Origin of the sequence: Bradyrhizobium lablabi (assembly GCF_900141755.1) — a bacterium.
GTDB lineage: Bacteria > Pseudomonadota > Alphaproteobacteria > Rhizobiales > Xanthobacteraceae > Bradyrhizobium > Bradyrhizobium lablabi_A.
In genome coordinates this window covers 1,759,486-1,782,753 of record NZ_LT670844.1, presented here as the reverse complement: position 1 = coordinate 1,782,753, position 23,268 = coordinate 1,759,486, and the positions used below count along the sequence as shown (strand labels likewise).

At 57.5% G+C, this 23,268-nt stretch carries 24 protein-coding genes; 12 read left to right on the top strand and 12 right to left on the bottom strand.

The genetic code is table 11. The features are described from left to right. The first annotated feature begins 7 nt into the window (after positions 1 to 7). Together B5526_RS08375 and B5526_RS08370 are read left to right on the top strand one after the other, a co-directional pair. Positions 8 to 1,729: an FAD-dependent oxidoreductase gene (locus B5526_RS08375; RefSeq protein WP_079537782.1), complete on the top strand. Its 1,722-nt coding sequence runs from the start codon at positions 8 to 10 to the stop codon at positions 1,727 to 1,729. Continuing rightward, positions 1,726 to 2,544, top strand: a complete 819-nt coding sequence (locus B5526_RS08370) for a sugar phosphate isomerase/epimerase family protein (protein WP_079537781.1) — start codon at positions 1,726 to 1,728, stop codon at positions 2,542 to 2,544. The genes B5526_RS08375 and B5526_RS08370 overlap by 4 nt, the downstream gene beginning before the upstream one ends. Positions 2,545 to 2,737: 193 nt before the next feature. Here B5526_RS08370 and B5526_RS08365 read toward each other — a convergent pair whose 3' ends face one another. After that, entirely contained in the window at positions 2,738 to 4,333 is a 1,596-nt protein-coding gene (locus tag B5526_RS08365; protein ID WP_079544801.1) for an FAD-binding oxidoreductase, read from the bottom strand. Between the two features lie 174 nt (positions 4,334 to 4,507). On the opposite strand from B5526_RS08365, the gene B5526_RS08360 reads away from it, so the two are divergent. Continuing rightward, a complete protein-coding gene (locus B5526_RS08360; protein ID WP_079537780.1) occupies positions 4,508 to 5,671 on the top strand; it encodes a zinc-binding dehydrogenase in 1,164 nt (387 codons plus the stop codon). A 25-nt stretch (positions 5,672 to 5,696) separates the two neighbouring features. Here B5526_RS08360 and B5526_RS08355 read toward each other — a convergent pair whose 3' ends face one another. Both B5526_RS08355 and B5526_RS08350 read right to left on the bottom strand, forming a co-directional pair. Further along, positions 5,697 to 6,455: an alpha/beta fold hydrolase gene (locus B5526_RS08355; RefSeq protein WP_079537779.1), complete on the bottom strand. Its 759-nt coding sequence runs from the start codon at positions 6,453 to 6,455 to the stop codon at positions 5,697 to 5,699. 31 nt (positions 6,456 to 6,486) lie between these two features. Further along, positions 6,487 to 6,873, bottom strand: coding sequence for a carboxymuconolactone decarboxylase family protein (locus B5526_RS08350; protein WP_079537778.1), 387 nt, complete (start codon positions 6,871 to 6,873; stop codon positions 6,487 to 6,489). A gap of 150 nt (positions 6,874 to 7,023) precedes the next feature. On the opposite strand from B5526_RS08350, the gene B5526_RS08345 reads away from it, so the two are divergent. After that, entirely contained in the window at positions 7,024 to 8,007 is a 984-nt protein-coding gene (locus tag B5526_RS08345; RefSeq protein WP_079537777.1) for a tripartite tricarboxylate transporter substrate binding protein, read from the top strand. 101 nt (positions 8,008 to 8,108) lie between these two features. Here the strand turns inward: B5526_RS08345 and B5526_RS08340 are convergent, their stop codons facing one another. Together B5526_RS08340 and B5526_RS08335 are read right to left on the bottom strand one after the other, a co-directional pair. Beyond that, positions 8,109 to 8,933, bottom strand: coding sequence for a Hint domain-containing protein (locus B5526_RS08340; protein ID WP_079544800.1), 825 nt, complete (start codon positions 8,931 to 8,933; stop codon positions 8,109 to 8,111). A 253-nt stretch (positions 8,934 to 9,186) separates the two neighbouring features. Beyond that, on the bottom strand, positions 9,187 to 10,617 hold the full coding sequence (locus B5526_RS08335) for a TRAP transporter substrate-binding protein (RefSeq protein ID WP_079537776.1): 1,431 nt from the start codon (positions 10,615 to 10,617) through the stop codon (positions 9,187 to 9,189). Between the two features lie 464 nt (positions 10,618 to 11,081). Here B5526_RS08335 and B5526_RS08330 point away from each other — a divergent pair, with 464 nt between their 5' ends. Beyond that, positions 11,082 to 11,471, top strand: coding sequence for an H-NS family nucleoid-associated regulatory protein (locus B5526_RS08330; RefSeq protein WP_244562228.1), 390 nt, complete (start codon positions 11,082 to 11,084; stop codon positions 11,469 to 11,471). Between the two features lie 633 nt (positions 11,472 to 12,104). On the opposite strand, the gene B5526_RS37490 is transcribed toward B5526_RS08330, so the two are convergent. Continuing rightward, a complete protein-coding gene (locus tag B5526_RS37490) occupies positions 12,105 to 12,314 on the bottom strand; it encodes a hypothetical protein (RefSeq protein ID WP_154071205.1) in 210 nt (69 codons plus the stop codon). A 701-nt stretch (positions 12,315 to 13,015) separates the two neighbouring features. Between B5526_RS37490 and B5526_RS08325 the strand changes: the two genes are divergently transcribed. Further along, positions 13,016 to 13,306: a hypothetical protein gene (locus B5526_RS08325; RefSeq protein ID WP_079537774.1), complete on the top strand. Its 291-nt coding sequence runs from the start codon at positions 13,016 to 13,018 to the stop codon at positions 13,304 to 13,306. A gap of 62 nt (positions 13,307 to 13,368) precedes the next feature. Next, positions 13,369 to 13,785: a hypothetical protein gene (locus B5526_RS08320; protein WP_079537773.1), complete on the top strand. Its 417-nt coding sequence runs from the start codon at positions 13,369 to 13,371 to the stop codon at positions 13,783 to 13,785. A 70-nt stretch (positions 13,786 to 13,855) separates the two neighbouring features. Here the strand turns inward: B5526_RS08320 and B5526_RS08315 are convergent, their stop codons facing one another. After that, a complete protein-coding gene (locus B5526_RS08315) occupies positions 13,856 to 14,254 on the bottom strand; it encodes a hypothetical protein (protein WP_079537772.1) in 399 nt (132 codons plus the stop codon). Between the two features lie 103 nt (positions 14,255 to 14,357). Here B5526_RS08315 and B5526_RS08310 point away from each other — a divergent pair, with 103 nt between their 5' ends. After that, positions 14,358 to 14,591, top strand: a complete 234-nt coding sequence (locus B5526_RS08310; RefSeq protein ID WP_079537771.1) for a hypothetical protein — start codon at positions 14,358 to 14,360, stop codon at positions 14,589 to 14,591. A 74-nt stretch (positions 14,592 to 14,665) separates the two neighbouring features. Here B5526_RS08310 and B5526_RS08305 read toward each other — a convergent pair whose 3' ends face one another. Together B5526_RS08305 and B5526_RS08300 are read right to left on the bottom strand one after the other, a co-directional pair. Beyond that, entirely contained in the window at positions 14,666 to 15,334 is a 669-nt protein-coding gene (locus tag B5526_RS08305) for a hypothetical protein (RefSeq protein ID WP_079537770.1), read from the bottom strand. Between the two features lie 51 nt (positions 15,335 to 15,385). After that, positions 15,386 to 16,054 (bottom strand): metallophosphoesterase, encoded by a 669-nt coding sequence (locus tag B5526_RS08300; RefSeq protein WP_244562227.1) that lies wholly within the window; start codon positions 16,052 to 16,054, stop codon positions 15,386 to 15,388. Positions 16,055 to 16,306: 252 nt separating this feature from the next. On the opposite strand from B5526_RS08300, the gene B5526_RS08295 reads away from it, so the two are divergent. Beyond that, entirely contained in the window at positions 16,307 to 16,927 is a 621-nt protein-coding gene (locus B5526_RS08295; RefSeq protein ID WP_079537769.1) for a transglutaminase-like cysteine peptidase, read from the top strand. Positions 16,928 to 17,057: 130 nt separating this feature from the next. Here the strand turns inward: B5526_RS08295 and B5526_RS08290 are convergent, their stop codons facing one another. The 3 genes from B5526_RS08290 to B5526_RS08285 all read right to left on the bottom strand — a co-directional run bounded on the left by B5526_RS08290 (position 17,058) and on the right by B5526_RS08285 (position 19,494). Further along, a complete protein-coding gene (locus B5526_RS08290) occupies positions 17,058 to 18,347 on the bottom strand; it encodes a hypothetical protein (protein WP_079537768.1) in 1,290 nt (429 codons plus the stop codon). A gap of 164 nt (positions 18,348 to 18,511) precedes the next feature. Beyond that, positions 18,512 to 18,805 carry a hypothetical protein gene (locus B5526_RS37485; protein WP_154071204.1) on the bottom strand — a complete coding sequence of 98 codons (294 nt, stop codon included), beginning with the start codon at positions 18,803 to 18,805 and terminating at the stop codon, positions 18,512 to 18,514. A gap of 155 nt (positions 18,806 to 18,960) precedes the next feature. Further along, entirely contained in the window at positions 18,961 to 19,494 is a 534-nt protein-coding gene (locus B5526_RS08285) for a hypothetical protein (RefSeq protein WP_079537767.1), read from the bottom strand. Between the two features lie 283 nt (positions 19,495 to 19,777). Between B5526_RS08285 and B5526_RS08280 the strand changes: the two genes are divergently transcribed. From B5526_RS08280 to B5526_RS08270, 3 genes are all read left to right on the top strand, one after another. Continuing rightward, positions 19,778 to 20,974 carry a polysaccharide biosynthesis/export family protein gene (locus B5526_RS08280; RefSeq protein ID WP_154071678.1) on the top strand — a complete coding sequence of 399 codons (1,197 nt, stop codon included), beginning with the start codon at positions 19,778 to 19,780 and terminating at the stop codon, positions 20,972 to 20,974. A gap of 40 nt (positions 20,975 to 21,014) precedes the next feature. Further along, positions 21,015 to 22,481, top strand: coding sequence for an O-antigen ligase family protein (locus B5526_RS08275; protein ID WP_079537765.1), 1,467 nt, complete (start codon positions 21,015 to 21,017; stop codon positions 22,479 to 22,481). A gap of 167 nt (positions 22,482 to 22,648) precedes the next feature. Continuing rightward, complete coding sequence (locus B5526_RS08270) at positions 22,649 to 23,248, top strand: hypothetical protein (RefSeq protein WP_079537764.1); 600 nt, start codon at positions 22,649 to 22,651, stop codon at positions 23,246 to 23,248. The last annotated feature ends 20 nt before the right edge of the window (positions 23,249 to 23,268 follow it).

Here is a 23,268-nt window from a genome sequence, read left to right as displayed (position 1 = left end):
TCCCCCGATGTCGGATTCCGGCGCATACGATGTCGTCGTCATCGGCGCGGGCGCCGGCGGGATGACGGCTGCCGCGGTTGCCGCCGCGGAGGGCTTGCGTGTCCTCGTGATCGAGAAGACGGAATTTGTCGGCGGCACCACGGCGTGGTCGGGCGGAATGGTCTGGATTCCCGTCAATGCCAAGATGAAACAGGCGGGCATCGATGACAGTCCATCTGCTGCGGCCAACTATCTTGCCAGTACCGTTCCCGAAACCGAAAAGGCCGATTTGCGCGAGACGTTTCTTTCGCGTGGTCCGGAGGCGATCGACTATCTCGAAGCCAACACTGAAATCCGGCTGCAGCCCGTAAAAGTCTATCCCGATTATTATCCGGACCGGCCGGGCGCGACCGCCGGCGGTCGCGTGCTCGAGCCCGTCGTCTTCGACGGCGCGAAGCTCGGCAAAGACTTTGCGCGGTTGCGGCCTCCCCTGCCGGAATTCACGCTGTTCGGCGGCATGATGGTCAACCGGCTCGACATCCCGCATTTGCGCAAGTTCGGGCGCTCGTTTCGCTCAACACTGCGATCGATGCGTCTTGTTTCGCAATACGCGCTCCAGCGGCTTCGCGCGCCGCGGGGGACGACGCTGCATCTCGGCAACGCGCTGGCGGCGCGTCTGTACGCTTCGCTGCTGGCGCAAAACGTCGAGATCGTGTTCGGCGCGAGCGTGGAGCAGCTGCTGGTCGATGGCGATGCCATTAGAGGCGTGACGATCAGCGATTCATCGAACGCCCGGTCAATCATCGCGCGCAAAGGCGTGGTGCTGGCGACCGGCGGTTTCTCGCATGATACTCATCTTCGGGAACGCTTCTTTCCGGGCGGGGCGGGGCCGGTTTCCGCCGCTTCTTCCGCAGGCACCGGTGACGGCTTGCGTGCCGCCATCGCCGTCGGTGCGAGCCTGGCTACGGCGGTCGCGAGCGCAGCCTATTGGGTGCCGGCGTCGCGCTTTCGGCGCGCGGATGGCAGCGAAGGTGTTTTCCCGCATACGGTCACCGACCGCGCCAAGCCCGGAATCATCGCGGTCAATGCGTCGGGACGGCGCTTTGTCAACGAGGCGTTGTCGTATCACGAGTTTGTCCTCGCCATGCTGCGCGATGGTAACGACGCGACAAATCGCGCGTTCCATCTCGTCTGCGATCGGCATTTTCTCTGGACCTACGGGCTTGGCCGAATAAAGCCTTTCACCTGGCGTATCAGGCCATACGTTAAGAATGGCGAATTGATCGAGGCGCCGAGCATCGATGCGCTGGCGGACCGCATCGGTGTCGAGAAATCGGCGCTCGCAACAACACTCGAGAGATACAACGCCCATGCGCGAGCAGGCCTCGACCCGGAATTCGGCCGCGGCACCACCATTTATCAGCGACATCTCGGCGATCCCGGCCATTCGCCAAATCCATGCGTCGCGCCGATCGAGCAGGCGCCTTTTTACGCGCTTCGAATCTATCCGGCGGATCTCGGCACGGCGATCGGGCTCAAAACGGATTGTCATGCGAGGGTCTTGAGGAAAGACGACACTGTTATCTCTGGTCTCTATGCCTGCGGCAACGACATGGGCTCGATCATGAATGGAAATTATCCGGGGCCCGGCATCACACTCGGGCCGGCGCTGACATTCGGCTATATCGCTGGCCGGCACCTCGCACGGCGAGATGCCAACGCGCGTGCCCAACAGAGGGGACAAGCATGAAAACCGCCGCCGCCGGTTTTGCCGTCAACACCTATTCGTACATCTTCAGCGGCAGCGCGGCCGATACCGTGGCGCGGCTCGCGGACCAGGGTTATGGCGGGGTCGAGTTGATGTTCTTTCCCGGCCATCTCTGGCCGGCCGAGCTCGATGCAGCGGCGCTGCGCCATTTGCGCAATCTCTGCGAAACGCGGCTGCGGCTGGTGTCGGTCAACATGCCGAATGTCGACATGAACATCGCGGCCGCCGCGGAGGAGATGCGGACCTATACACTGAATTTGCTGGTGCAATTCGTTCGCTGCGCCGGTGAATTGGGAGCGGGCGGGATTGTCGTCGGCCCCGGCAAGCCCAATCCGCTGTTTCCGATGCCGCGTGAGCGCATGGTCTCTTACTTCTATCGCGCGCTCGACAGATTGGCGCCGCTGGCGCGCCAGGCCGGCACGAAGCTTTTGATCGAGAACATGCCGTTTGCCTTCCTGCCCGATGCGGAGGCGCTCATGAACGTCGTCGACCGCTATGGCGACGACAGCATTCGCGTGATCTACGACGTGGCCAACGCGCACTTCATCGGCGAATCCCCGCTTGAAGGATTGCAACGGGTTCGCGACCGGCTCTCGCTGGTTCATTTTTCCGATACCACCCGACAGAGCTACAAGCACGACGCCATCGGCTGCGGCGACGTTCCGCTCGCAGGTCTTGCATCTCGCATGACAGAGATCGGTTACACCGAGCTGCCCATGCTGGAAGTGATTTCGCCAAACCCGGATTCCGACATCGTCGATAGCTGCCGGCGTCTGCGGGAAGCGGGATTTGGCTGATCTCTGCAGCGCCAGACCCATCCCCGTCATCCCCGGATGAGCGCGTTCGCGCTCACTCGGGAGGTGCGCGCTCTTGCGCGCCTCGAAGGATGGGCCACGGGCTGTCATCCTTCGAGGCTCGCCGAAAAGGCTCGCACCTCAGGATGACGGTCTGAGATAAGCGCCTCGACCCAACCCTGAAACCGCTTCAGCGCTACGGATCAATCAGCACACCGGGGTTGAGGATGCCATGCGGATCGAGCTCGCCTTTCGCCGCCCGAAGCGCTGACGCAAAGAGCTCCGGACGCTGACGGTCGTACCAGGGCCGATGATCGCGGCCGACGGCGTGGTGATGGGTAATCGTACCTCCGGCCTCGATCAGCGCATCGCTGGCCGCGTTCTTGATTGCTTGCCATTGCTCCAGCAGCGCGCCATGGCGGCCAAGCGCGTGGAAGGAAAAATACGGCGCAGGTCCGTCCGGATAGACATGGGTGAAGCGGCACGTCACCTCGCCTTTCATGCCGGTCGCCTCGATGATCGCACGCTCGGTCGCCGCCTTCACATGATCGTGGAAACTTTCGAACCGGTCCCAGGTGATGGCAGTTTCAAAAGTGTCGTTGATGATTCCTGCCGGCGTCAGAAACTCGCGCGCATAGGGCATGCGAATAAATGCATTGCGCCAGATGCCGGCCGCCCCCTCGAGATGCGCGTCGCCGGAAGCTGGCTCCGGCGTCCCGCCATGGTCGGCGCAGCATTCGAGCGCACGCGCCATCCGGGCGTCCGGCGCATGATCGCCGGATTCAAAGCCGAGCACCATGATCGCGACGCTGCCGTCGGCAGCACCTGTGTTGTAGGCCTCCTGTGGGTCGAGGATACGGCAATTCGATGGATAGAGGCCGGCTTGCGCGATGGCGCGCACCGCGCGCGCCGCCGCGAAGAACGTGCCGAAACGCACCGATGCGCCGGCACGGAATTTCGGGCGTGGTTGCAATCGCATCCAGGCGCGTGAGATCACCCCTAACGTTCCTTCCGAGCCGATCAACAGGCGATCGGGACTCGGCCCGGCGCCCGAGCCCGGCAAGCGGCGCGTTTCCAACATCCCGCGCGGCGTCACCACACGCAGGCTTTCGACGAAATCGTCGATATGGGTGTAGAGACTGGCAAAGTGGCCGCCCGATCGCGTCGCGATCCAGCCGCCGAGCGTTGAATATTCAAAGCTCTGCGGAAAATGCCGCAACGTGACGCCATGCGGCTTGAGCTGGTTTTCCAGCGAGGGACCATACGCGCCGCCTTCGATCAGCGCCGCCCGCGATGCCTGATCCACCTCGACGACCTTGCCGAGGTTGCGCAGGTCGAGGGTAATTGCCGCCTTGTAGCGCATGCCGTCGGCGCGCGGCTCGACGCCGCCGCAGACGCTCGACCCGCCGCCGAACGGCGTCAGCGAGGCGGCCGCGCCTCCGGCCCAATCCATCACAGCGGAAATCTCCCTCTCGTTGCGGGGATAGGCCACGACGTCGGGCGCGCAATCGTAGTCGCCGAGCATGCCGCGCACATAATCCGGATAGGATTTTCCGTAAGCATGCGCCGCGCGATCGTAGCGCTCGGTCGTGCAGAACGCGGCCAATGCGGCCGGCGGCGTCACGCGCGGCGTGCGCAGGCTGAGATCTTCCAGCCGCGGCAGCGCTTTTGTTTCGAAATTATCGCGCGAGAATTTTGTGCGGTAGCGGCCCAGGACAAAGGCCTGCTCCTCGGCATTCATGCCCTCACCTTCGCGGCCCCAGCCGTAATGCTTCAGCCTTGCGCCGGTCATGGTCGCCTCCTCGAATTCCCGCCCTGAATTTTTCTCGTTCTGAGCCAATATCAGTTACTCTTCCGCGCGGCATCAAGCAAAAAGATCACCGCAGGGCTTGCGATTCCTCTGGAACGGAATTGCGTCCAAGCGCAATCTGGCCGCCAACGCCAATAAAACAAAGGAAACGGGGCGATGGGAAACGCGAAAAAAATAAGGGTTTCGACCTATGACGGTCCCGGTGCGGAGCCCGTGATCCGGGAAGTGCCGTGGCCGAAGGTCGAGGGCAAGGCCGCGCTCATTCAGGTCGGCGCCTGCGGCGTCTGCGGCACTGATCTGCATATCCTCAAAGGGCATTGGCCCAAACCGCTGCCCTGGCCGTTCACGCTCGGCCACGAGATGGCCGGCGTGATCGTCGAGATCGGGCCGGAGCTGAAGACCGACTGGATGGACCAGCCGATCGGCGTCGGTTCCAAACTGATGATCCCGCCGTTCATGCCCTGTGGCGAATGCTATTATTGCAAACATTTTCCCGAACATTCCAATCGGTGCCAGACGCCGGTCTATTACGGCCGCTACCTCGGATTTGAGAAAGCGCCCCATCTCTGGGGCGGCTTCGCCGAATATGTCTATGTCGACCTCGGCATGTTGCCGGGAACCAAGATTTATAAATTGCCGAACGACATGCCGCTGCGTCTCGGCGCGTTGTCGGAACCGATCACCTCAACCATTCGCGGCTTCGCCCGCGCGCAACGCATGGGCGGATTCAAATGGGGCGATACCGTCGTGATCCAGGGCTCCGGCCCGATCGGAATTCTGGCGATTGCCTCAGCGCGCGAGATGGGCGCCGGACGCGTGATCTGCGTCGGCGCACCGGAGTCTCCGCGGCTCGCGCTGGCGCGAAAATTCGGGGCGGATGAAACCGTCGACATCAACGAGTATCGCACGCCACAAGCGCGGATCGCCCGGGTGCGCGAGATTGTCGGCGGGTTCGGCGCCGACCTCGTGATGGATTGCACCGGCCATCCGACGGCAGGCCCGGAAGGCATCGAATTCCTGCGCGACTCCGGCTTCTATATCGAGATGGGGCAGTTCACCGACGCCGGCTCGATCGAGACCAACTGGCATCGTTTTGTCGCCAAGGACATCACCATCATGGGCTCCTGGGCGTTTACGGAGAACGACCTGGCGCTGGGGGTCAAGATGCTCCACCATGCGCGGAACAAATACCCCTGGTTCGAGATGCAGACGCTTTATCCCTTCGACAAGAAAGGCGTCAGCACCGCCGTCGCTGACGCTGTGGCGATGCGCACGGTCAAATCGACCATCGTGCCGTTCCCGCATCTGCTGGAAATATAGGCGGAGCCAATATCGGCGGCGCACTTCATCCAGTCTTGGAAATAAAGCTCTCCATCCGGGTGGCAAAATAAACCGGCGTTTCCTGCATGGGGTAATGCCCGGAGTTGCCGATCTTCTCGATTACCGCATGCGGATAGAGTCCCGGATAGACCGCGCGCACCATGCCCTCGCTCACACCATTGTCGAACTCGCCGTACAGCACGAGCATCGGAGCCTTCACCTTGTGCGCATCGGTCGCAAAATCGTCCTTGATGAAAGAGCGCATATAGCTCTTGAACGCTGCAGGGCCTGCGGTGTCGCGCGCCCGCCGCAGCATCAGTTCCAGCCATGTTTTGGAAACACGGTTGCCCAGCGAATCGCCCATCAGCGCCAATGCCGTCTCGTCCTGTTCGCAGGCGGCTGCAAAGAACCCAAATGTCGCATCATCGAACGGCAACGCCGAAGCCGGCACCGGGGTGACCGCCACCACTGATCGCACACGCGCCGGCGCATCCATCGCCACCTTTTGCGCCGCCTTGCCTCCCATGGAATGGCCGACGACATGAAACTCATGCCATCCGAGCTGGTCGGCAAGCGCTATCGCATCCGCCGCCACTTCGCCGATCGAATATTCGCCGGAGATATTCCGCGAGTTGCCGTAACCTCTGATATCGACGAGCGCGTAGGTGTGGCCTGCGGTGTCGAGACAGTCGAAGGTGGGCGTAAACACCCGATGATCCCAGAACCAGCCGTGAATGACGACAACCTTCGTCGGGCCGTTGCCGATCGTTTTATGCCAAACCATTTTTTCCCCCTAAGTCGCCCAACCAGATCGGCTATTTCTTGTCGGTGTTGGCAAAAACCTCCCGGCAGGCCGCCACGCCATTGATGGCCGCGGCAACGCCAACATAGGGCACGAGCTGCATCATGGTCTCGACGAGCTCCTCCCGCGTGACGCCGCAGCGGAGTGCGCCGCCGATATGGGTTCGCAACTGCGGCGCGGCGGTCCCGAGCGTGGCCAGCGCCGCGACGGTGACGATCTGGCGCGTCCGCGAGTCAAGTGTCGGGCTCTGGTAGATTTCTCCGTAGATCGTCTCGAGCACATACGTTGCGAGCTGAGGCGCAACGTCGCCGAGCGATCGTTCGACCTGCTCCGGCGTTTGCCCAAGGATTTCACCGATCTTTTGTGCACCGCGAGCGCGGCGTTCCGGGTCTGACTGCATTCTGGCTTCCCTTTCGCCCCAGGGCGCACAAAAAAGACTTGCCGCCGGTCTGGTCTCACGCAAGGCTTGGTCCAAGCTGTAGGGCCGGCAGGCTATAGCGTCAACAAAGCGAAACACAGAATAACGCGCAAGGGAGCGCACCGGAGGAAAATGTTAGGCCGCTTCATCAAAATGTTCGCGCTTTGCGCAGGCGTGACGGTGGTTTCAGTTGCAAGCACGCACGCCGTCATGGCCCAAACCTATCCCACCCAGCCCATCAAAATTCTGATCGGATTCGGGCCCGGCTCGGCTGCCGATATCCTGGCCCGGTTGGTCGGCAAGCAGATGGAAAGTAATCTCGGTCAGCCGATCGTGATTGAAAATCGGCCCGGCAACAGCAGCATGATTGCGGCCGAAACCGTGGCGCGCGCGCCGGCCGATGGCTACACGCTTTTCATGGCGACGATCGCCAATACACTAAACCCGGCCGAGACCAAATCGAACTTCAATCTAGCAAAGGCTCTGGCCCCGGTCGTGCTTCTCGGCATCGTTCCCAACGTATTGGTGGCGCATCCTTCGGTCCCGGCCAACAATTTGGCCGAGTTGATCGCGCTGGCGAAGAGCAAGCCCGAAACACTGACGTTCGGCTCTTCCGGGTATGCGACGGCGAGTTACATGGCGGCCGAGCTGTTCAACGAAAAAGCCGGGACCAAAATCCCCATGGTGCCTTATCAAGGCGGAAGCAACCAGGCCGTCTCGGATCTGCTCGCGGGTCGCATCACCCTGATGTTCAATGTGGCTGCAACGTTGGCGCCGCAGGTCGAGGCCGGCAGGCTGAAAGCCTTCGCCGTGGCGCAATCCAAGCGCGCGTCGATCATGCCGGATGTTCCGACGCTGAGCGAGGCAGGCATGACGGGCTACGACGCCGGAATCTGGATCGGGCTTCTCGCTCCCGCCGGAACGCCGCCTGCGATCGTCGATAAATTGTCGGCAGCCGCGAACGCTGCGTTGAGCAATGAGGGTGTTCGCGCCGCTCTAAAGCAGCAGGGCACCGATCCCGTTGGCGGTTCGCCGAAGGAATTTGCCGATTTTATCCATGCCGATATCGAAAAATGGGTCGCAGTCCTTGCGTCATCGCCCAACACCGCCAAGTGAGCACCCGCGAGGCTTGTTCACGGCTTGCCGGCTGCCACTAAAAAAAGCCCCCGCCGCCGGATGGCGAAGCGGGGGCCTTTGGCTCGGTTCAGCAGATCGACTTAGACATCCACCAGTTCGGCTCTTGCATCAATGCGAGCACGAGCCCTTTGGATTGGATCACGAACGTCGACAATGGGTGACAAGGCCAGTCGAAGCAGTCCTTGCAGTTCAGCGCGGCCACCATAGAAACGAAGAAGCGGGGCGAACGGCGCCATCGCTGGCCGCTCATCACTCCCATACAGCCTTTCATACTCGACGAAATTTGCGAAGCCCTCACGGTCTGTGGTGACTTGCAACGTTTCAGCAGGCGCGCCCTCGGCAAAGACTACTTCGTGGGTTTCTAATTCGATATGGAAGTATTCAATCACTTCACGATCGTCCATCTGAGCCGGCGCGACCGATGTGCCGTTCACCAGGTGCTTGACCGGAATGAGAAACCCATCAACGAAAAGACTGTGCGTGGGGGACAGGTACAAATCGCGACTGGGATATTGATCGTCAAGCGCAAAGCGAGCGACCCGGATCGGAGCTACGCTCGAAGGCCAGCGCGACGCGGTCTTCTTGAAGGTTTGACGACCAATCCACCTCACCGGCAGAGGACCGTTGAGGGTCTCGACGAGAGCACCGATGGCAAGTTCTTCAATTGGAACCTCACCGCGCGGAGTTAGAATGCGCGTTCCGCGCAGGAAGCAGTGATGTCCATCATGACCATCATGACCATGATGATCATCATCCTCCTCGGCCTTCGCTCGTTTGGATGTCGATGCCAGGATCGGCAAACTGGCGGCCCCGACGGCCGCAATTCTTCCGGCCACAGCAGCCGAAATTCCCAGGAAATGCCTGCGGGCTGAATTGGGCAACCCACCCTGTTGAAAATCACGCATAAAAACCTCTCTAAAAACTAGGAGTTCCGGCCAACCGCCAAGCCAAGTCTGCATTAAAAATTGCGCTAAGAAAATAGCGGTTCCCTGAACATTAAATGAAGATTGAATGAAAGTGTCCCTAAAGCATTAGATTCACTGCAATAAATGGCTATAATTAAATCGCTATAAATGGTGTATCGTAGCTCCTGCACCATCACCCGGCGCCCCCGAAGTGAGGCGCTGCGGATGCTCGGCGGGGGAGACCGGTAGGACGTTACGGCCTGCCGGCGTTGAAGGCGTCGAGAATCTGAGGGCAGACAGGCCCCGATCGCGCGCACCACGCACTTTGCGCCGCGGCGGCTCCATCGTGAAACGCCATGACGATTGCCGGCGCAGGATTGGAATCGATGGTGACGCCGCTCGCGCGCATGCGCGCATAGTTTTCTTGCAGCCGCGTCGACAAAGCGGCCCACAATTCAGTTTCGGTCTGGCTGGCGGCGGTATCGACCGCTTCCCGCAGACCCCGGTCAAGACCGTCGTAAACAGCTTGATTAATGCTCGCGACTGAAAGCGGCAGCGAATAATTAATCGCCGTGAAGTAGGGCAGGTATTCCCAAAGCTTGCGGCCGGCGCCGCCATCGCCCGACGACAGCACGGCATTGATGCTGCCATCGGCGAGCTTCGGCATCGTATCGGCAAAACTGATAGTTGCGGCCTTGGCGCCGATGTTGGCAAACACCTCGCTCGAGATATTGTCATAGGTGCGGATCGAAAGACCGGAGAGGTCGGATGCGGTGTTCAGCGCGATCTTCGACCAGATACCGGTTGGCGGCCAGGGCGTCAGATAAAGCAGTCGCTGGCCCTTCTTCTGCAATGCCGCGGCGAGGTATGGCCGCGCGAGCTCGGAGAGCCGCCTCGCTTCGGCGATCGATGTCACCAGAAACGGCAGGGAAGGCAGGGCGAAGATCGGGTCCTCGGCTTCCAGCGCACCAGCGAACGCATCGCCGGCCTGCACCCGGCCTGCCGCAATCGCGGTCAGCATGCCGGCGGATCGAATGCCCGCAGCGGCATCGAAGCTCGGCTTGATCTGGAGCTTGCCTGAACTGAGTTCGGCGAGGCGCGTTGCGAATGTCGTGATGCCAAGCCCGGGCATCGCGCTTTGCGGATACTCCGTCGGCATGTCCCAGACAGTTTGGGCAAGGGCTGTTGCGGGATACAGCAGCAGGAGTACGGCGACGAACATCCGAAAAAGTCGCAAGGGGTCCTCTCGATCCAACCCGCGTCCATCGCACCGGGCCAAAGTTCTTCTAGCGGAGTCGAACGGGAGCCAGTGATTTTTTGATGGACGCCGGATTGGCAAAAGGCGGAATGAAACATCGGGGTGCAAAAATGCCGATCGGCATTGACGGATGCACGCGTTGTTGGCGGATGCACGCGTTGTCATCATCGCTCCGGGGGAGAGTGTGGGGGCCGTCACAGAAACGACGCATATTGGATTGGACGGTGGCACACATTGTGCATGCAAAATCGTGCCAATATGCATGCAAAATCGTGCCCATATTGCCTCAAGGTTGTCTCTGTATTGTCGCAAGCTCGCGTGTATATCGCTTCGTTTGAAGTTTGGGGTCAGAAGATGAATTCGCAATTTGCTTTTAAAAATGAGGATGATTTTAGCACGCCTGCCCGAATTGAGGGCGAAATCCATGAACTCGATTTGTCACTCCGCAAGATCAGCGACAGGCGTTTGCAACTTGCGGTTCGACTTGCGGAAAATCATACTCTGCGGCGTATGGTTGAGCGCCGACATCGTGAAATATGCCTGAGAGTGGACCGGATCAGGTCAAGCAAGCGCGCATCCCGGCTCATAGCAGGCCGGCGTCAGCGAAGCGCAACGCACTAGAATACCTGCCTTTCGAGCAAGACCGGGGCCCTCCAAACTCCTTGTGCCGCCGATCACCCCTGCCTCTTGGATGACCAATTCAAAAGTTGTAGATAAACCAACGGATGCGAGTTCAAACTCATAAAATCTATCATTGCGCGATCGCGCAATGGTTGCCTAATTTTCGCGCAGCGCTTAATATCTTAAAATAGTGCGGGAAATCCGGTCTCGGTCGGCTTAAAATAATGCGGGAAATCCGCCGCCGATCAAATGATTCTGGAGGGCAGGGAGTGAAGTTGAACAAGTTCAAACTATCATTGCTGTCGATCGACGAATTGTGGGCGCTTCATGAGGAGGTCGGCGCAATTCTTTCAGAGAGAATTGCCGTGGAAAAGCGCGAATTAGAGGAACGTCTGGCGAAGCTCACCAGCGGGTTGATTCCGAGCAAGGCAAACGTTCGGCAACCGGCTTCGCACGTTGGTGAACGCCGTGCTGTGCGTCGGAAATATCCTCCCGTCCTTCCCAAATTTCAAAACCCAAACGATCCTTCGGAAACCTGGGCGGGTCGAGGCAAGCAACCGCGCTGGTTGGTAGCCCAACTCAAGGCCGGCAAGAAGGTAGATGATTTTCTGATCAGTCGCGCGAGGCGCCAACCAGCGGCCAAACGACGACCTGCCTAACCGATTTGCGAGCAGCGTCGTTCAATCATCATAATGTTTTCCGCGAAGGCCTGAAGCTTGGACGCGCTCCGGCTCGGCGTCCGCACAGGGCTCCGGCGCTTGAAATTTGTCTTTGCCGATCGCGAGGCCTGCGAGAAATACAGCGACGCTTTATTCAAGTCGGCTAGCTTGTTAATATCCTGCGTTGCTAGCTAACTGACACTCAGTGCTCGCGCCACGAGCTTTCGAATCTGCGGGGCCGCGACATCGTTAGAATTTGCGGGACGCACAATTAAGTGAAACCAAAAAATCATTCCACCGGTATCAGAAAATCTACATGCGATTGGTTGGGAACGTTGGCCAAGTATTCTTGATTATTCAGGTTAACTGCTGAATTGAGTAGCGGTTATTGCTTGCTGGATTTATGCAGCGGTTTTTTCCGGCGCCGACAATTCAAGGCGTTGTTACAATTGCGCCACGAGATCAACGAATTTGCTCCGTAGACGAAATCACCTCCAAGCTTTCATCAGATGAGCGTCCACATGCTCCCCAGGCCAAATAAGTTCCCGTCGGTTGCGGTGCTTAAGGAGAAGGCTTTCCCTGTAGCCTTCTTGGGATTGGCGCTGTTGGCGATGGCGGGATGGGTGTACTTGCTCAGCTCGATGCTTTTGAGATTCGTGCTTTGGTGTTTTTACTATTTTGCGTAGTGGCTATTTCGGCGGCGCGTTGCTGCACAAGGTTTTGATAGATGGCAAAATTTTCAGCGTTTGAAATCATGATGTCGTCACAACTAGGGAATGTAGATAGCTCCGGGGCGACAAGGAACGACTCCCATGCTGACCATGCTAATTCTGTCGCTAACATTCATCGCGGGCTTCTGTTCTGGATACGCGGTGCGCGTCCGGCGGTCGCACAAGCGTCGTGAGCGACAGAGGTTATATGCGCCATATGCTGCCGAATCGCGCGCCACCACGTTCGGGCATCCGCGCCGCGCATTTTGAGTTTGCTGCCAAGCATCGGAGCAGGGCGGAGTGCGAAGACGATTGCGTCGCTTCCGCCTTGCGGCACGCAGGCTAGTCGCAAAAGAATCCACTCATGATCGTTTTCTCGGCTGCCACTTTGGTGTGCGCGATCGTTCTAATTCTGGGCAGGCTTCACAGCTATTATCTCGATGAGAACGACAAGATGGCTGAAGGCTTGCGCCGATCCGACCATTGAAATTGCGGCGACCTCGCCGGATGGATCACTCTTGAGTGCCACCAAGAGAGCTCGGTAACGTCCACCAAGAGAGCTCGGTAACGTTGAGCGGTTAGGTTAAGGGACGCTTCCCATTGTCGGATTGAGATCTGGCTCTATTTTGTCAACACGCCACGTTGGTGCGCGCATTTTTTTCGGCCATGCCGAAGACACTTGATCCCGGCGAGCCGGTAATTTTTTGGGCAGTCTCATGGGCTGGTTTTTAATCTTGCTTTTCCTCGTGATCGGCGTTCCCATCTCCGCATGGGCCTACGCTCGGTACCTTGATGTTCTAACAGGTCCCTGGATCACGAACGAAACCTCACGGCATGACGACTGATTTCAGGGAGCATTCGCCTCGGCGATATTTTGTCGACAAAGATGGGCGGCACGTCCTGATCGGTTTGACAATCGAGGAGACCCGTGAATTCGAAAGGCTGGACAGCCTGCCGGCGCTGGATGAAAGCGGCAATCATGTCGCCTGGGACGAGAATGGAGTCCCGACCACCACGCGGGAGAAACGCTGGCTGGAGCTCTACGGCAAGCACGACCAGGCATGGAGGCAGTGGATGGTCGAAACCTATGCCGACCGCTCCGGGGGTTTAACCTTTATTAACTAAGTTGGGATGACCTGAAAACATATTGCGCTCAACAACCCTGATTTTGGACCGGACATAGGCAGATGTTTCAGCTCTTCTTGCGCGCTCGCGCCCACAACTATATTCGATCCCGATCGGGCGATCAGGATTTTAGGGCACGTTCCGCCGATCGGGACGCCGAAACCGACCGATCGCGCGTAAGCTCCATTCTGGAAGCAATCGAGAATGTGCTGCGCGCGGCAGAGCAGGAACAATCGGGCCTGAATCGACGGGTCGACGACGTACTCGCGCGTGCGGCGGTGACCTTTGGAAATGGGACCGATGAATACCTCGAACGTGAGGCGCTCGATAACCACCATCAGGATTTGTTCTCAAGCGAGATTTCTAACGGGCAACGCCGGCTCAAGGAACTCGCCACCACGATCACGCATTTCAAGTTCCTGAAGGCTGCGATGTTGAGCAGGTTTCCGGACCACTCTGCACCGCTCAAAAAGAATTAGCCGCGTCCGAACCCAAGCTGAGCACGCAATTTCGGCAAGCTGGCTCGCTGATGTCGACTGCCAAGTCTTCTCATTTATTGCTTTGCTGACGCGGCGTAATCATCGGCTCAAAATTATCGGGTCCACGATTCTCAAGCGGGCCGCCCTTGAATTTGAAAAGGCCTCGGTTGGTTGAAACGATATCCCCAGGTTGCAGGCTCTCGTCCTCGATCGCGCGCCGCGACATTTCCGCTTCGATCGCGGTTTCGGACACCTGCGGGGGAATGAGATTGATGCCTTCGCGCCTCTGTTGTTCAGCACGACGGCGCGCGTCCTCCACCTTGGATCGCCATTCGTCACGCGAAATCTCGGGCTGACTGCCCTCGGCGGGCTGTCCGCCTTCGATTTGATCCTGGGTCACGCCGCGTTCACAAACAGCCGTATTGACGACCAACATGACAAGCCAAGTCTTGAGCAATTTCGACGTCATGTTCGTGCTAAGCAGCTCTCAATCGCGTTGGTGGCGTATTTAAGTGCAATAATGAGAGATTAAATAACATTACTTCGCACTTGCGAACTGATATGATCATTTGATGTTGAAGTTTTTTGTCGCAACGATAATCGGCTCTCTGCTGGCCGGCCAGGCCGTGGCCGAGCCTGCACCATGCGCAACCTGCGATACCCCGAAATCAATGACGGTGCGCGAGAAAATCAAGGCCGATCGTGAAAAATACGAACGGGATGACGTCAAGACTGTTGCCCGCCCGTGGGATGGCGAGAGCTACGGAAGATCGAAATGGAATAATCCGGTACCGGATCCGCGGTAGGTTGCGCTAAGCGCGATTGTCTTGCTGGCAAGCTCGACGATCCCCAACTTCGGGCCCGCATTATCGAGAAGCCGTCACCGAGCTTGATTTCTTAGGGTGCCGGCAAATTGTGGGTCGATTGTCGCAACGCTATCTTCGATGAACGCTTTCATTTCGGGAGAGGCATGGCGGTGAGCGCTCGCCAGAACCGGTTTAATTTCCGGAACACGATTCAGTATCAGACGAATATCTCCGCGAGCTAGTTCTTGCAGGTCTGTATCGCCAATGGCGTCCAGTTGGCTTACTGCGGCAATCCGGGTCGGAATCAACTCGAGAGAGCTTGCCCCCGTGAGATACGACATTTTCAAGAAGTCGGATGTCCGGGCGTCATGCGCGGATTTCTGCATGGCGAGAAGTGCCAGGATCAACCAGATTTTCGAATCGTAAGGCCCCGCTTCCAATGCTTGTCTTGCAGCGACTTGGGCATCTTGATTGACGCTGGGCAGATATCCGGCATCGGACTTAAGGGCCAAAATTCCAAGCGATTGGGCGAGGTCGGCCTTAAGGTCAGTGCGCGCCGGAGCTATGATGGTGAGATAACGGCTGGTTTCTATTTCTTGCTTGGAAGGAATGCGTTCATTGCTTTTGAAAAAATCAACAGGCGATGGACGCATAAGATCAGCGCACGAGTTCAAGATCACCGCTCCAGCCAACGGGACCAGCAGCAGGAATATGGCAACCTTAAAATTTTGAGCAGATTTCATGATCGCACTTGTTCTGACAAATCACTTCGACCTTCGCAGCCCGCACGCAATTCAGAGCGCTAGCATGCGACTGCCCTGTATCGTCAAGAGGGTCAGGTTACCCGTCGCATAGGCGCCGGTATCGATATTAATTCTGTTCGGCCGGATGTCCGGAACCTGAACGGGACTGTGACCGTGCACGATGTATTTGCCGAAATCCTCGTCGGTTTCGAGAAACTCGTCACGAATCCAAAACAGATCATGCTCTTGCTGATTATTCAACGGAACGCCGGGGCGGACGCCGGCATGGACAAAAAAGAAATCGCCACAGGAGAAGGTGGGCCTCAGACGCTGTAAGAACTGAAAATGGGATTTCGGCATCGTATGGATGAGGCGCTGGATCAGATCGGCTTGCTCCTCCGCGCTCGGATTAAGGGAGGGATTCAATCCGTAAGACCGCAGGGTCTGAAGGCCGCCAAATTGCTTCCACTCCTGAAGTTTGCTGGGATCCCTGATCACCTCGAGCATATATTCTTCGTGGTTTCCCTTCAGGAATACCATTTTGTGATTGCGGCTGCGCCTGATTAAAATGTCGATGGTCCGGCAGGTCTCCGGACCGCGATCGATGTAATCCCCGAGGAACACGTGTATCGGATATTGCGGCCGGCTACGGGCCAAGTCCGCGTCGATGACGGTCAACATCTGGCTAAGTAAGTCCGCCCGACCATGGATGTCAGCCATGGCGTAGATCCTGACCCCGCCGGGCAAACTCGGCCGAATTCTGTTCCCGAGCGTTTGTTGAAGGTCCAACATTTCCGCGTTTGCTATCCCTTGCTGGCCCAAACGCTGTTGCGGCGCGCCATCGATTGCCGAGGCCTTGTGGTTAATAGAATGCAGACGCTTTCGTTCGGCTTTGAATAAAACGCTGCTACGCGATCGAGCGATAAATCAAATCCTCTTTTGTACGGTTCCCAAAAGAAACGGGGGTCGACAATGACTAAGTTCCTGAAATCGGTTGCCGCAATCACGGTGGCGGCCACCGTGGCAATTCCGCAAGAGATGAATGCAGGCATTGTCGGCATGTCGAGGGCGTCCTTGGCACCTGTGATGCAATATATTTCCTTTCACCGCGCAACCCTTGCGCCAATGGCCTATACACAGTTTTGCTTGCGCTACTCCGATCAGTGCCGGACACAAAAACTCATCTTCCGCGGCGGCCCGGTCAGGCTTACCGCAAAACGTGTTCAGGAAATCAACGAGGTCAATACATCGGTCAACGCAAACATCGTGCCAGAACGCAACTACGAGGGACTTTCAGCGGAAAAATGGCTGATCGCACCCTCGAGCGGGGATTGCAACGACTACGCGGTAACCAAGCGGTCCGCATTGCTGGCCTTGGGCTGGCCGGCGAGGGCGTTGCTTTTGAGCGAAGTCGTCACACGTTCCGGTGAGCATCATCTTGTGCTGGTCGTGAGGAGCAGCAGCGGGGATCTTGTCCTTGACAATTTGTCGCACTCGATTCGTCCGTGGTCGAGAGTACCATATCAGTGGGTGAGAATGCAGACGCCGAGGAATCCAAACTTCTGGTCCACGGTCGCCGAGCGTCGGGCATAACCCTACCTGGCAGCAGACCCTGCACTCGGGCGCCCAGTCAGATAACGGTCCTTGTTTGGCGCAGGCTTCGAAATTGATCGCTTGGCGAGGGATCGAGCCCTACCCCGTGGTCGCTTCCAGGAGCCTCGACTCATCCCGTCCGCTTGATGCTTTGCGCCAAGCCCAATCCGATCATTACCTCACCAATCAGCATGACGGACCACTGTGAAATAGTCGTACTGCAAAGCGCCTGTCCGAGCAAAATCACGGTGCAGGCGGCGGCAGCGGCGGGATAGAAAGAATCGCGTCCGCGAGACAGCGCGCCGTGCACCAAGCGCGAAACAAGCCATAAGACCGCGACGAGAAGTACGAGCAGGGCAGGGAGGCCCCATTCGATCGCCAGAGCCGTGACTATCGTCGGAGCGCCTTGAATTGGTTGTCCGGCAATTCGATACATTGGAAACAACGCCGCATAGGTTCCCGCGCCGTTTCCCAGGGGGCCGGTGTCCGCATAAATACGTGCTGCCGTTGCCGCGGCGTCGCTGGATGGCATGTCGGCGAATTGAATGATGAATGGCACCGAAGGGGTGCCCGCGTGATGCCAGATGGCGGCCACCGCCGCCGCGCCGATCAGTAACAGGAAAAGATCGATTGACCATTGTGCGACATCGAATCGGCGAAATATCTGCACCGAAGCGAATGTCACAATCGCGCAGGTGGCCACAATGCCGAGATTGACATTTCCGAACGCGACCAACGCGAGGAAGCAGATCAAAAAACCGATCGCACAAACGATCAGACTCGGGACCCGCTTCCAAAACGCGTTGTCGCCGAAGCTGCTCGCACGTCGCTCGGCGACCCGCGCCGCGGACGCCAGGCAAAAAATCATTCCCAATGAACTTATCGCGGGTAGAAGACCCTTAGGATCGGATTCAGCGCCCTTAAGGATGTCAAAATGCCCTGACTCGATCACCAGCAGTAACAGCACCGTGAGAACGGTTACTCCGCTTGAGGTCAACAATATCTGCTCCGCCCGCTTGCGGTCACGCGCCAGCAGAATGGTGAGGATTATGATGGCGACGCCAAAACCATAAATCAGGAGGCAACCGAGCGTCTTGCCTTGATCAAGGCTGATATATCCAAATGCATGAGCTTGGAGATAACTGGCCGAACTTGCCCAGATCGGTTGGGTCAGGCGACCGACCGGAATGGGAGTTGCTTGGACGATCATCCAAATTGCAGGAAGCGCCAGCAGGACTGCTACCGGCCGGACAATTTTTATGAGCTGACGTATTTCGAATCCGCGGGTGGCCGCTGTCGCGATAGCGAGTGCCAGGAGTGCGATGACCGCGGCGACTTGCTGGAGCAACGTATTGTTTGCGATGATCAATGCGGGAGTTAACGCCAGCAGCGCGATCAGGATAGCAAAGGGAATCTGCAAGTGGAGACCAATAGCGGCTCGAGGTATTCGAAGGCCGACATATTAAGTAAAATTAGCCGGCGTGCAAACTAGCGAAACGAACCTTGAGTTGGTCTCGGATCGGATCCGGCGCCATCAGGAGAGACGCGCGAAGCGTCGGGCTTTGCGATAAAACGAGCGCCCAGCTATTTGGCAAATGGCAAAATCGTCTGCGATGGCCGATCGATCGTCGGATGATTTTGAGCTTGTGATTCACATGCCGCGGATCGGGTGAACAAGCCGATTAAATATCCCATCTGAAGGCAGACGAGCGTGAGAAATATCAGCTTTGCCGCCTCAAACATCGGTATTTTGTGTGCAATGGAAGCCGTTGAAATTACGATCGCGTCGGCCGCGAAAGCGGGAGCAAGCACGAAAACGCGAAAGTTTCTTCCCAGCAGAATCCCAACGCCCGCTATTGAAATCCATGCAACTGACACTGGAGTGCTCCTCTCGCGAGAGCATGTCCTTGGACGATTTAATGGGCGGTTAAGTTGCGCAAGCAGGTAAAATGGGTTGGTTAACTTGTCGTCATTGCTGAGGTCGATGCCGTAAAAGCGCGGGATGCTCGTTGTAACGGGATGCTCGATGTAATCTATTGGCGAGAGCATTTAGTCAAAAGCTCTGAAAATGCCTCATGGATTCCGTCAAGATCGACGACGCCGTGGATATGTTTCTCAGCACCGTCAATCTCGATTTCCAGCTCCTTTGATTTTTGCCAGGGGCTGCCGGCGGATTTCAGATTTTGGTCGGCCAGCAACAATTCAAATCTGGTCGCGAGCACCTTCGCCGAATAGCTCTTCGCGTCAGGCGCAGAGCCAAGCACAACGTTGACACCTGCCTTTGGCGGAAAGGGCTCTAATAGAACCAAGACCAAATCGAAGTCGCCGCTTTCGTTGCACCTGATGCTAACGCCTGCGAAACCAGGGTCAGAATGCGCATCTGCGGTCCGCGATATGGATGAAACAACGCCTCCTTCCGGACGAGGGGTTTCAAATTGTCGCCAGGGGTTCGGGCCATCTGGATTTTTGCTCGAAAGCCGTTCTTCGGCTAAATCAAAGCGATTCACCGCGGAACCGCAGCGGTCGTTGAGGCAGGACAGTGGCGTCGCCGCGGCCAGGTCGGTCACGGTGCCGAATGCTGCGGCAATTAGGACGATTTGGCGCCACCCCCAAGGCCTGAAAGTATTAAAACGGAGCTTACGCAAAGCGCGCCGCCATCCCGTCAAATTGCTATAACCTATTGATAATGTTATAAGATATGATGGATTCAGCATTGTTAACCTTAGAAATCGTTGCCGGAATACCGCACTGCAAAAATAAGTCAATTAAATGCTATATTTGCCCCATATCCGCGTCTTGTACGGTGTTTCAACTAGCTTAGGATGGGGAATGGTCGGGGAACATCTGATTATGCGGTTTTGGAACACGGCACTACTTGCGGTCATGTTTGGCGTTGCCAGTCTAAGTGCTGGGTGCGTTACGCCTGGGTCTGGACCTTTGGCGGTAAGTATCGAAAATACGAATTCCGCCTTGGTGCCGTATGCTCTGGTCGATCTGACCAATGATACGTTGGCCGCGCTTGGCTCAGTCGAGCCGCGCGGGCTGGCCGGTGTTTTCCCTGACAAGGGTCGTGCTCCGAGCAGACTTGTTTTTGGAATCGGCGACGTCGTCAGCGTCACAATATTCGAGGCCGCTGCGGGGGGCTTGTTCATCCCGATAGAAGCCGGCGTTCGGCCCGGCAACTTCGTGACCATCCCCGACCAGTCGGTCGATAATGATGGGAACATCAGCGTGCCTTACGCAGGCCGCGTAAGAGCGGCTGGTCGGACCAATGGCGAAATTCAGAACGACATCGTCTCAAAAATCGCCAACCGGGCAATTGAGCCGCAGGTCGTCGTTGCTTTGACCCAGCAGCGTACCTCGCTTGTGAGCGTGATCGGTGAAGTGAATACTCCAGTCAGATTTCCGGCGGCCGCCAGCGGCGCTCAAGATCGGATCACTGACGCGATTACACGTGCGGGCGGCATCAAGGGACAAGGATTTGAAACCTGGGTCATGTTGCAGCGTGGGGATCGTCGCGCAACGGTGCCGTTTGCTAACCTGATGTATGAGCCGTCCAACAATATTTTCGTGCAGCCCGGCGATCGTATCTACGTTTATCGCGAGCAGCAGAAATTCCTGGCGTTTGGCGCGGAGGGTCAGCAGGGAGAGTTCAACTTCGATGCCTGGCGGATAAACCTCGCCGAGGCGGTCGGCAAAGCCGGAGGGCTGTTCGACATCCAGGCGGATCCAGGGGCGGTATTCCTGTATCGTAAGGAGCCTCGCGAGGTTTGCCAGTTGTTGGGCGTTGACGTTTCGAAATTTCAGGGCGAGCTGATCCCGGTCATTTTCCGGGTGAACTTCCGCGACCCCGGCGGATATTTCCTCGCAACCAATCTTCAGATGCGGAATCAGGACATTATTTTTGTCGCGAACTCCTCGTCGGTGGAGGTTACGAAGTTCCTCAATTATCTGAACACCATCATAAATACCGGCAACAATGCTGTTGTCGCCGGCTCAAACGCGATAATTCTGCGCAACCAAATCAAGGCGTTAAAAGGGACCTGACCTAAGGCAAAATAATCCGACGCACGAAACAAACGCGCGCATGTCAGTTCTCGGGCTGGGGGATATGGCGTCAGCCAGGGATCGGTCGCGCGCGTTGAACCGCGTGTCAACCTACACTCTCTATGCCGCGTTGGCCGGGCCGCCGGCGATCTTTGGGTCGCGCGATGCGGTGATCGTCGCTTTTTGGTGCATTATTTTCAGTGTCGGACTTCTGTTCGCAGCACTCGGTCACCTTCGAAAAGGCCATCTCGTTGTCATCTCCGTGCTGGCTGTCATTTCCGCATGTTACCTATTTGTGTTGCACGAACAGTTGTCGGACCACCCTTGGGTAGCCTCGGCCAATCCAATCTGGAAGCTCGCTTCAGCCGAACTCGGCGAGCCCCTCGAACCCTCCGTCGCGATCGTTCGCGGACAGCCTTATTTTGCAATAGGGGTTTCTCTTGCGAACATTCTGGCCCTCTTGCTGGGGACCATTTTTGGCGCCGAACCTGGCAAGTCCCGAAAGGCCCTTAGCGTTTTCGCCTGGTCGGGCGTGATTTATGCGATCTATGGAATTGGCGCGCTTGAACTGGATCCTGACCAGATTCTTTGGCAGGAAAAGACAGCCTATATCGGAAATCTCACCGCGACGTTCATCAACCGCAATACCGCCGCCGCGTATTATGGGTCGGTTTCCGTTGTCTGGCTTATCCTGTTGATGCGGGCCGCCCGGCAGAGACTGTCGTCGGACTCGATATCCCGGTACGAGGTGCTTCGACTGATCGCCAAGCCCGATGCGAACGTGCTGCTTCGTCTGGTCATGCTATTCATTTGCTTGACGGCAATGTTCTTGACCAATTCGCGCGGCGGCGTGCTCGTATCGCTCGTAACGATGGTCTTCGCGTTTGGAGTGTTCTTTCGTCGATATCTTTCCTCGACAAGGAAGATGGCCATGGTTTCGATCTGCGCGTGCGGCGTTGTTCTTTCGCTCTGGCTTGTGATGGGAGGAAAGGTTACGAGCCGGTTCGAACTTCAGGGGCTTTTGGACGAAGGCAGATCATCCGCTTATCGATCGACGATCGGCATCATTCGAGACAATCCCTGGTTCGGAACCGGTCTGGGAACCTTCCCTTGGAGTTTCCCCGCCTATCGCCGGGATGACATCTCGTTGGAGGGCGTCTGGGATATTGCGCATAGCACCCCGCTCGAATTTGCATCGGAACTGGGCCTACCAATGGCGGTGCTTGTCTCGATTGCCTGGTTTGCAGGCATTCTCGTCCTGTTCCGTGGATTGCAAAAGCAAGGAAGCGCTGCCGTTGCCGCTTTGGCCGCCCTCTCCGTATCTCTGATCGCGTTGATGCATTCGATGATTGATTTCTCAATTCAAATCCCCGGCTATTCCATGGTGGTTTTTGCGATCCTGGGCATAGGCCTTGGCAGTGCCCTGCAGCCAAATCGCCCCGCCTCTTTGGGTGCTGGCATCGGCCGGTTGGCGGTCGCTCGGAACAAGCGGCCGGTAAGAGAATAATTCATTTGGTCGACCGGCGAGGTAGCCCGCCTGACCAAATTAACCACGTCAAAATCGTTAAAAACTCCCAATTCATTTAAATTTGTTCGGCTTGGAAAATGGTTCCGGATTGGCTATGCTGCGTTGCACAGTAAGGCTTAACTGTCGTTTTTGCAGGAGATTTCCAAATGTATTTCCGCCTTTTTCTTGCGGGGTTGAGCTTGGTATTCGTGATCAACGGGCCAGTGCCGGCGCACAGCCAAGGCTCGGCGCAGCCGGGCACGCTTTCGACCGCGGCGATTAATTCCTTCCTCGCCAATCCCGGCCAGCTATTAAATTCGTTTCCGAACGGAGGGCAGGGTCTTGCGCAACGGACCCGTGAATATCTAGCTGCTGATAAAGCCGCTCTCGAGCCCCTCATAAAACTGCTGCAATCGGCAAACAAAGATCAGCAGGATGCGATGGCCTCGGGCCTGGCCCAGGCGGCGAAGGCTTATTCTGGTTCCGACCAGCAATTCTCGAACGAAATTCAGACCGCTGTCGCCCGTACGGGAATTGAAGAGGTCATCAAAGCCTATGCGAGTGTCGCGGGAGACACCGGAACCGCGTCGACCGGCGGTGGTGGTGGTGCGGGCGGGGGGAGTGGTGGTGCCACGGGCTCAGGCCTGCCGAGCGGAGGCACCAATGGCGGAACATTCCCGACCGCGGCCGCATTTCCAAACGCTTTTAATCTTCTAACGGGCGCGACGAGCCTGTCGTCGCTCGGTGCGTCGGTTAGCCCCCACTAGGCGATCTGCAACTCTTGAGA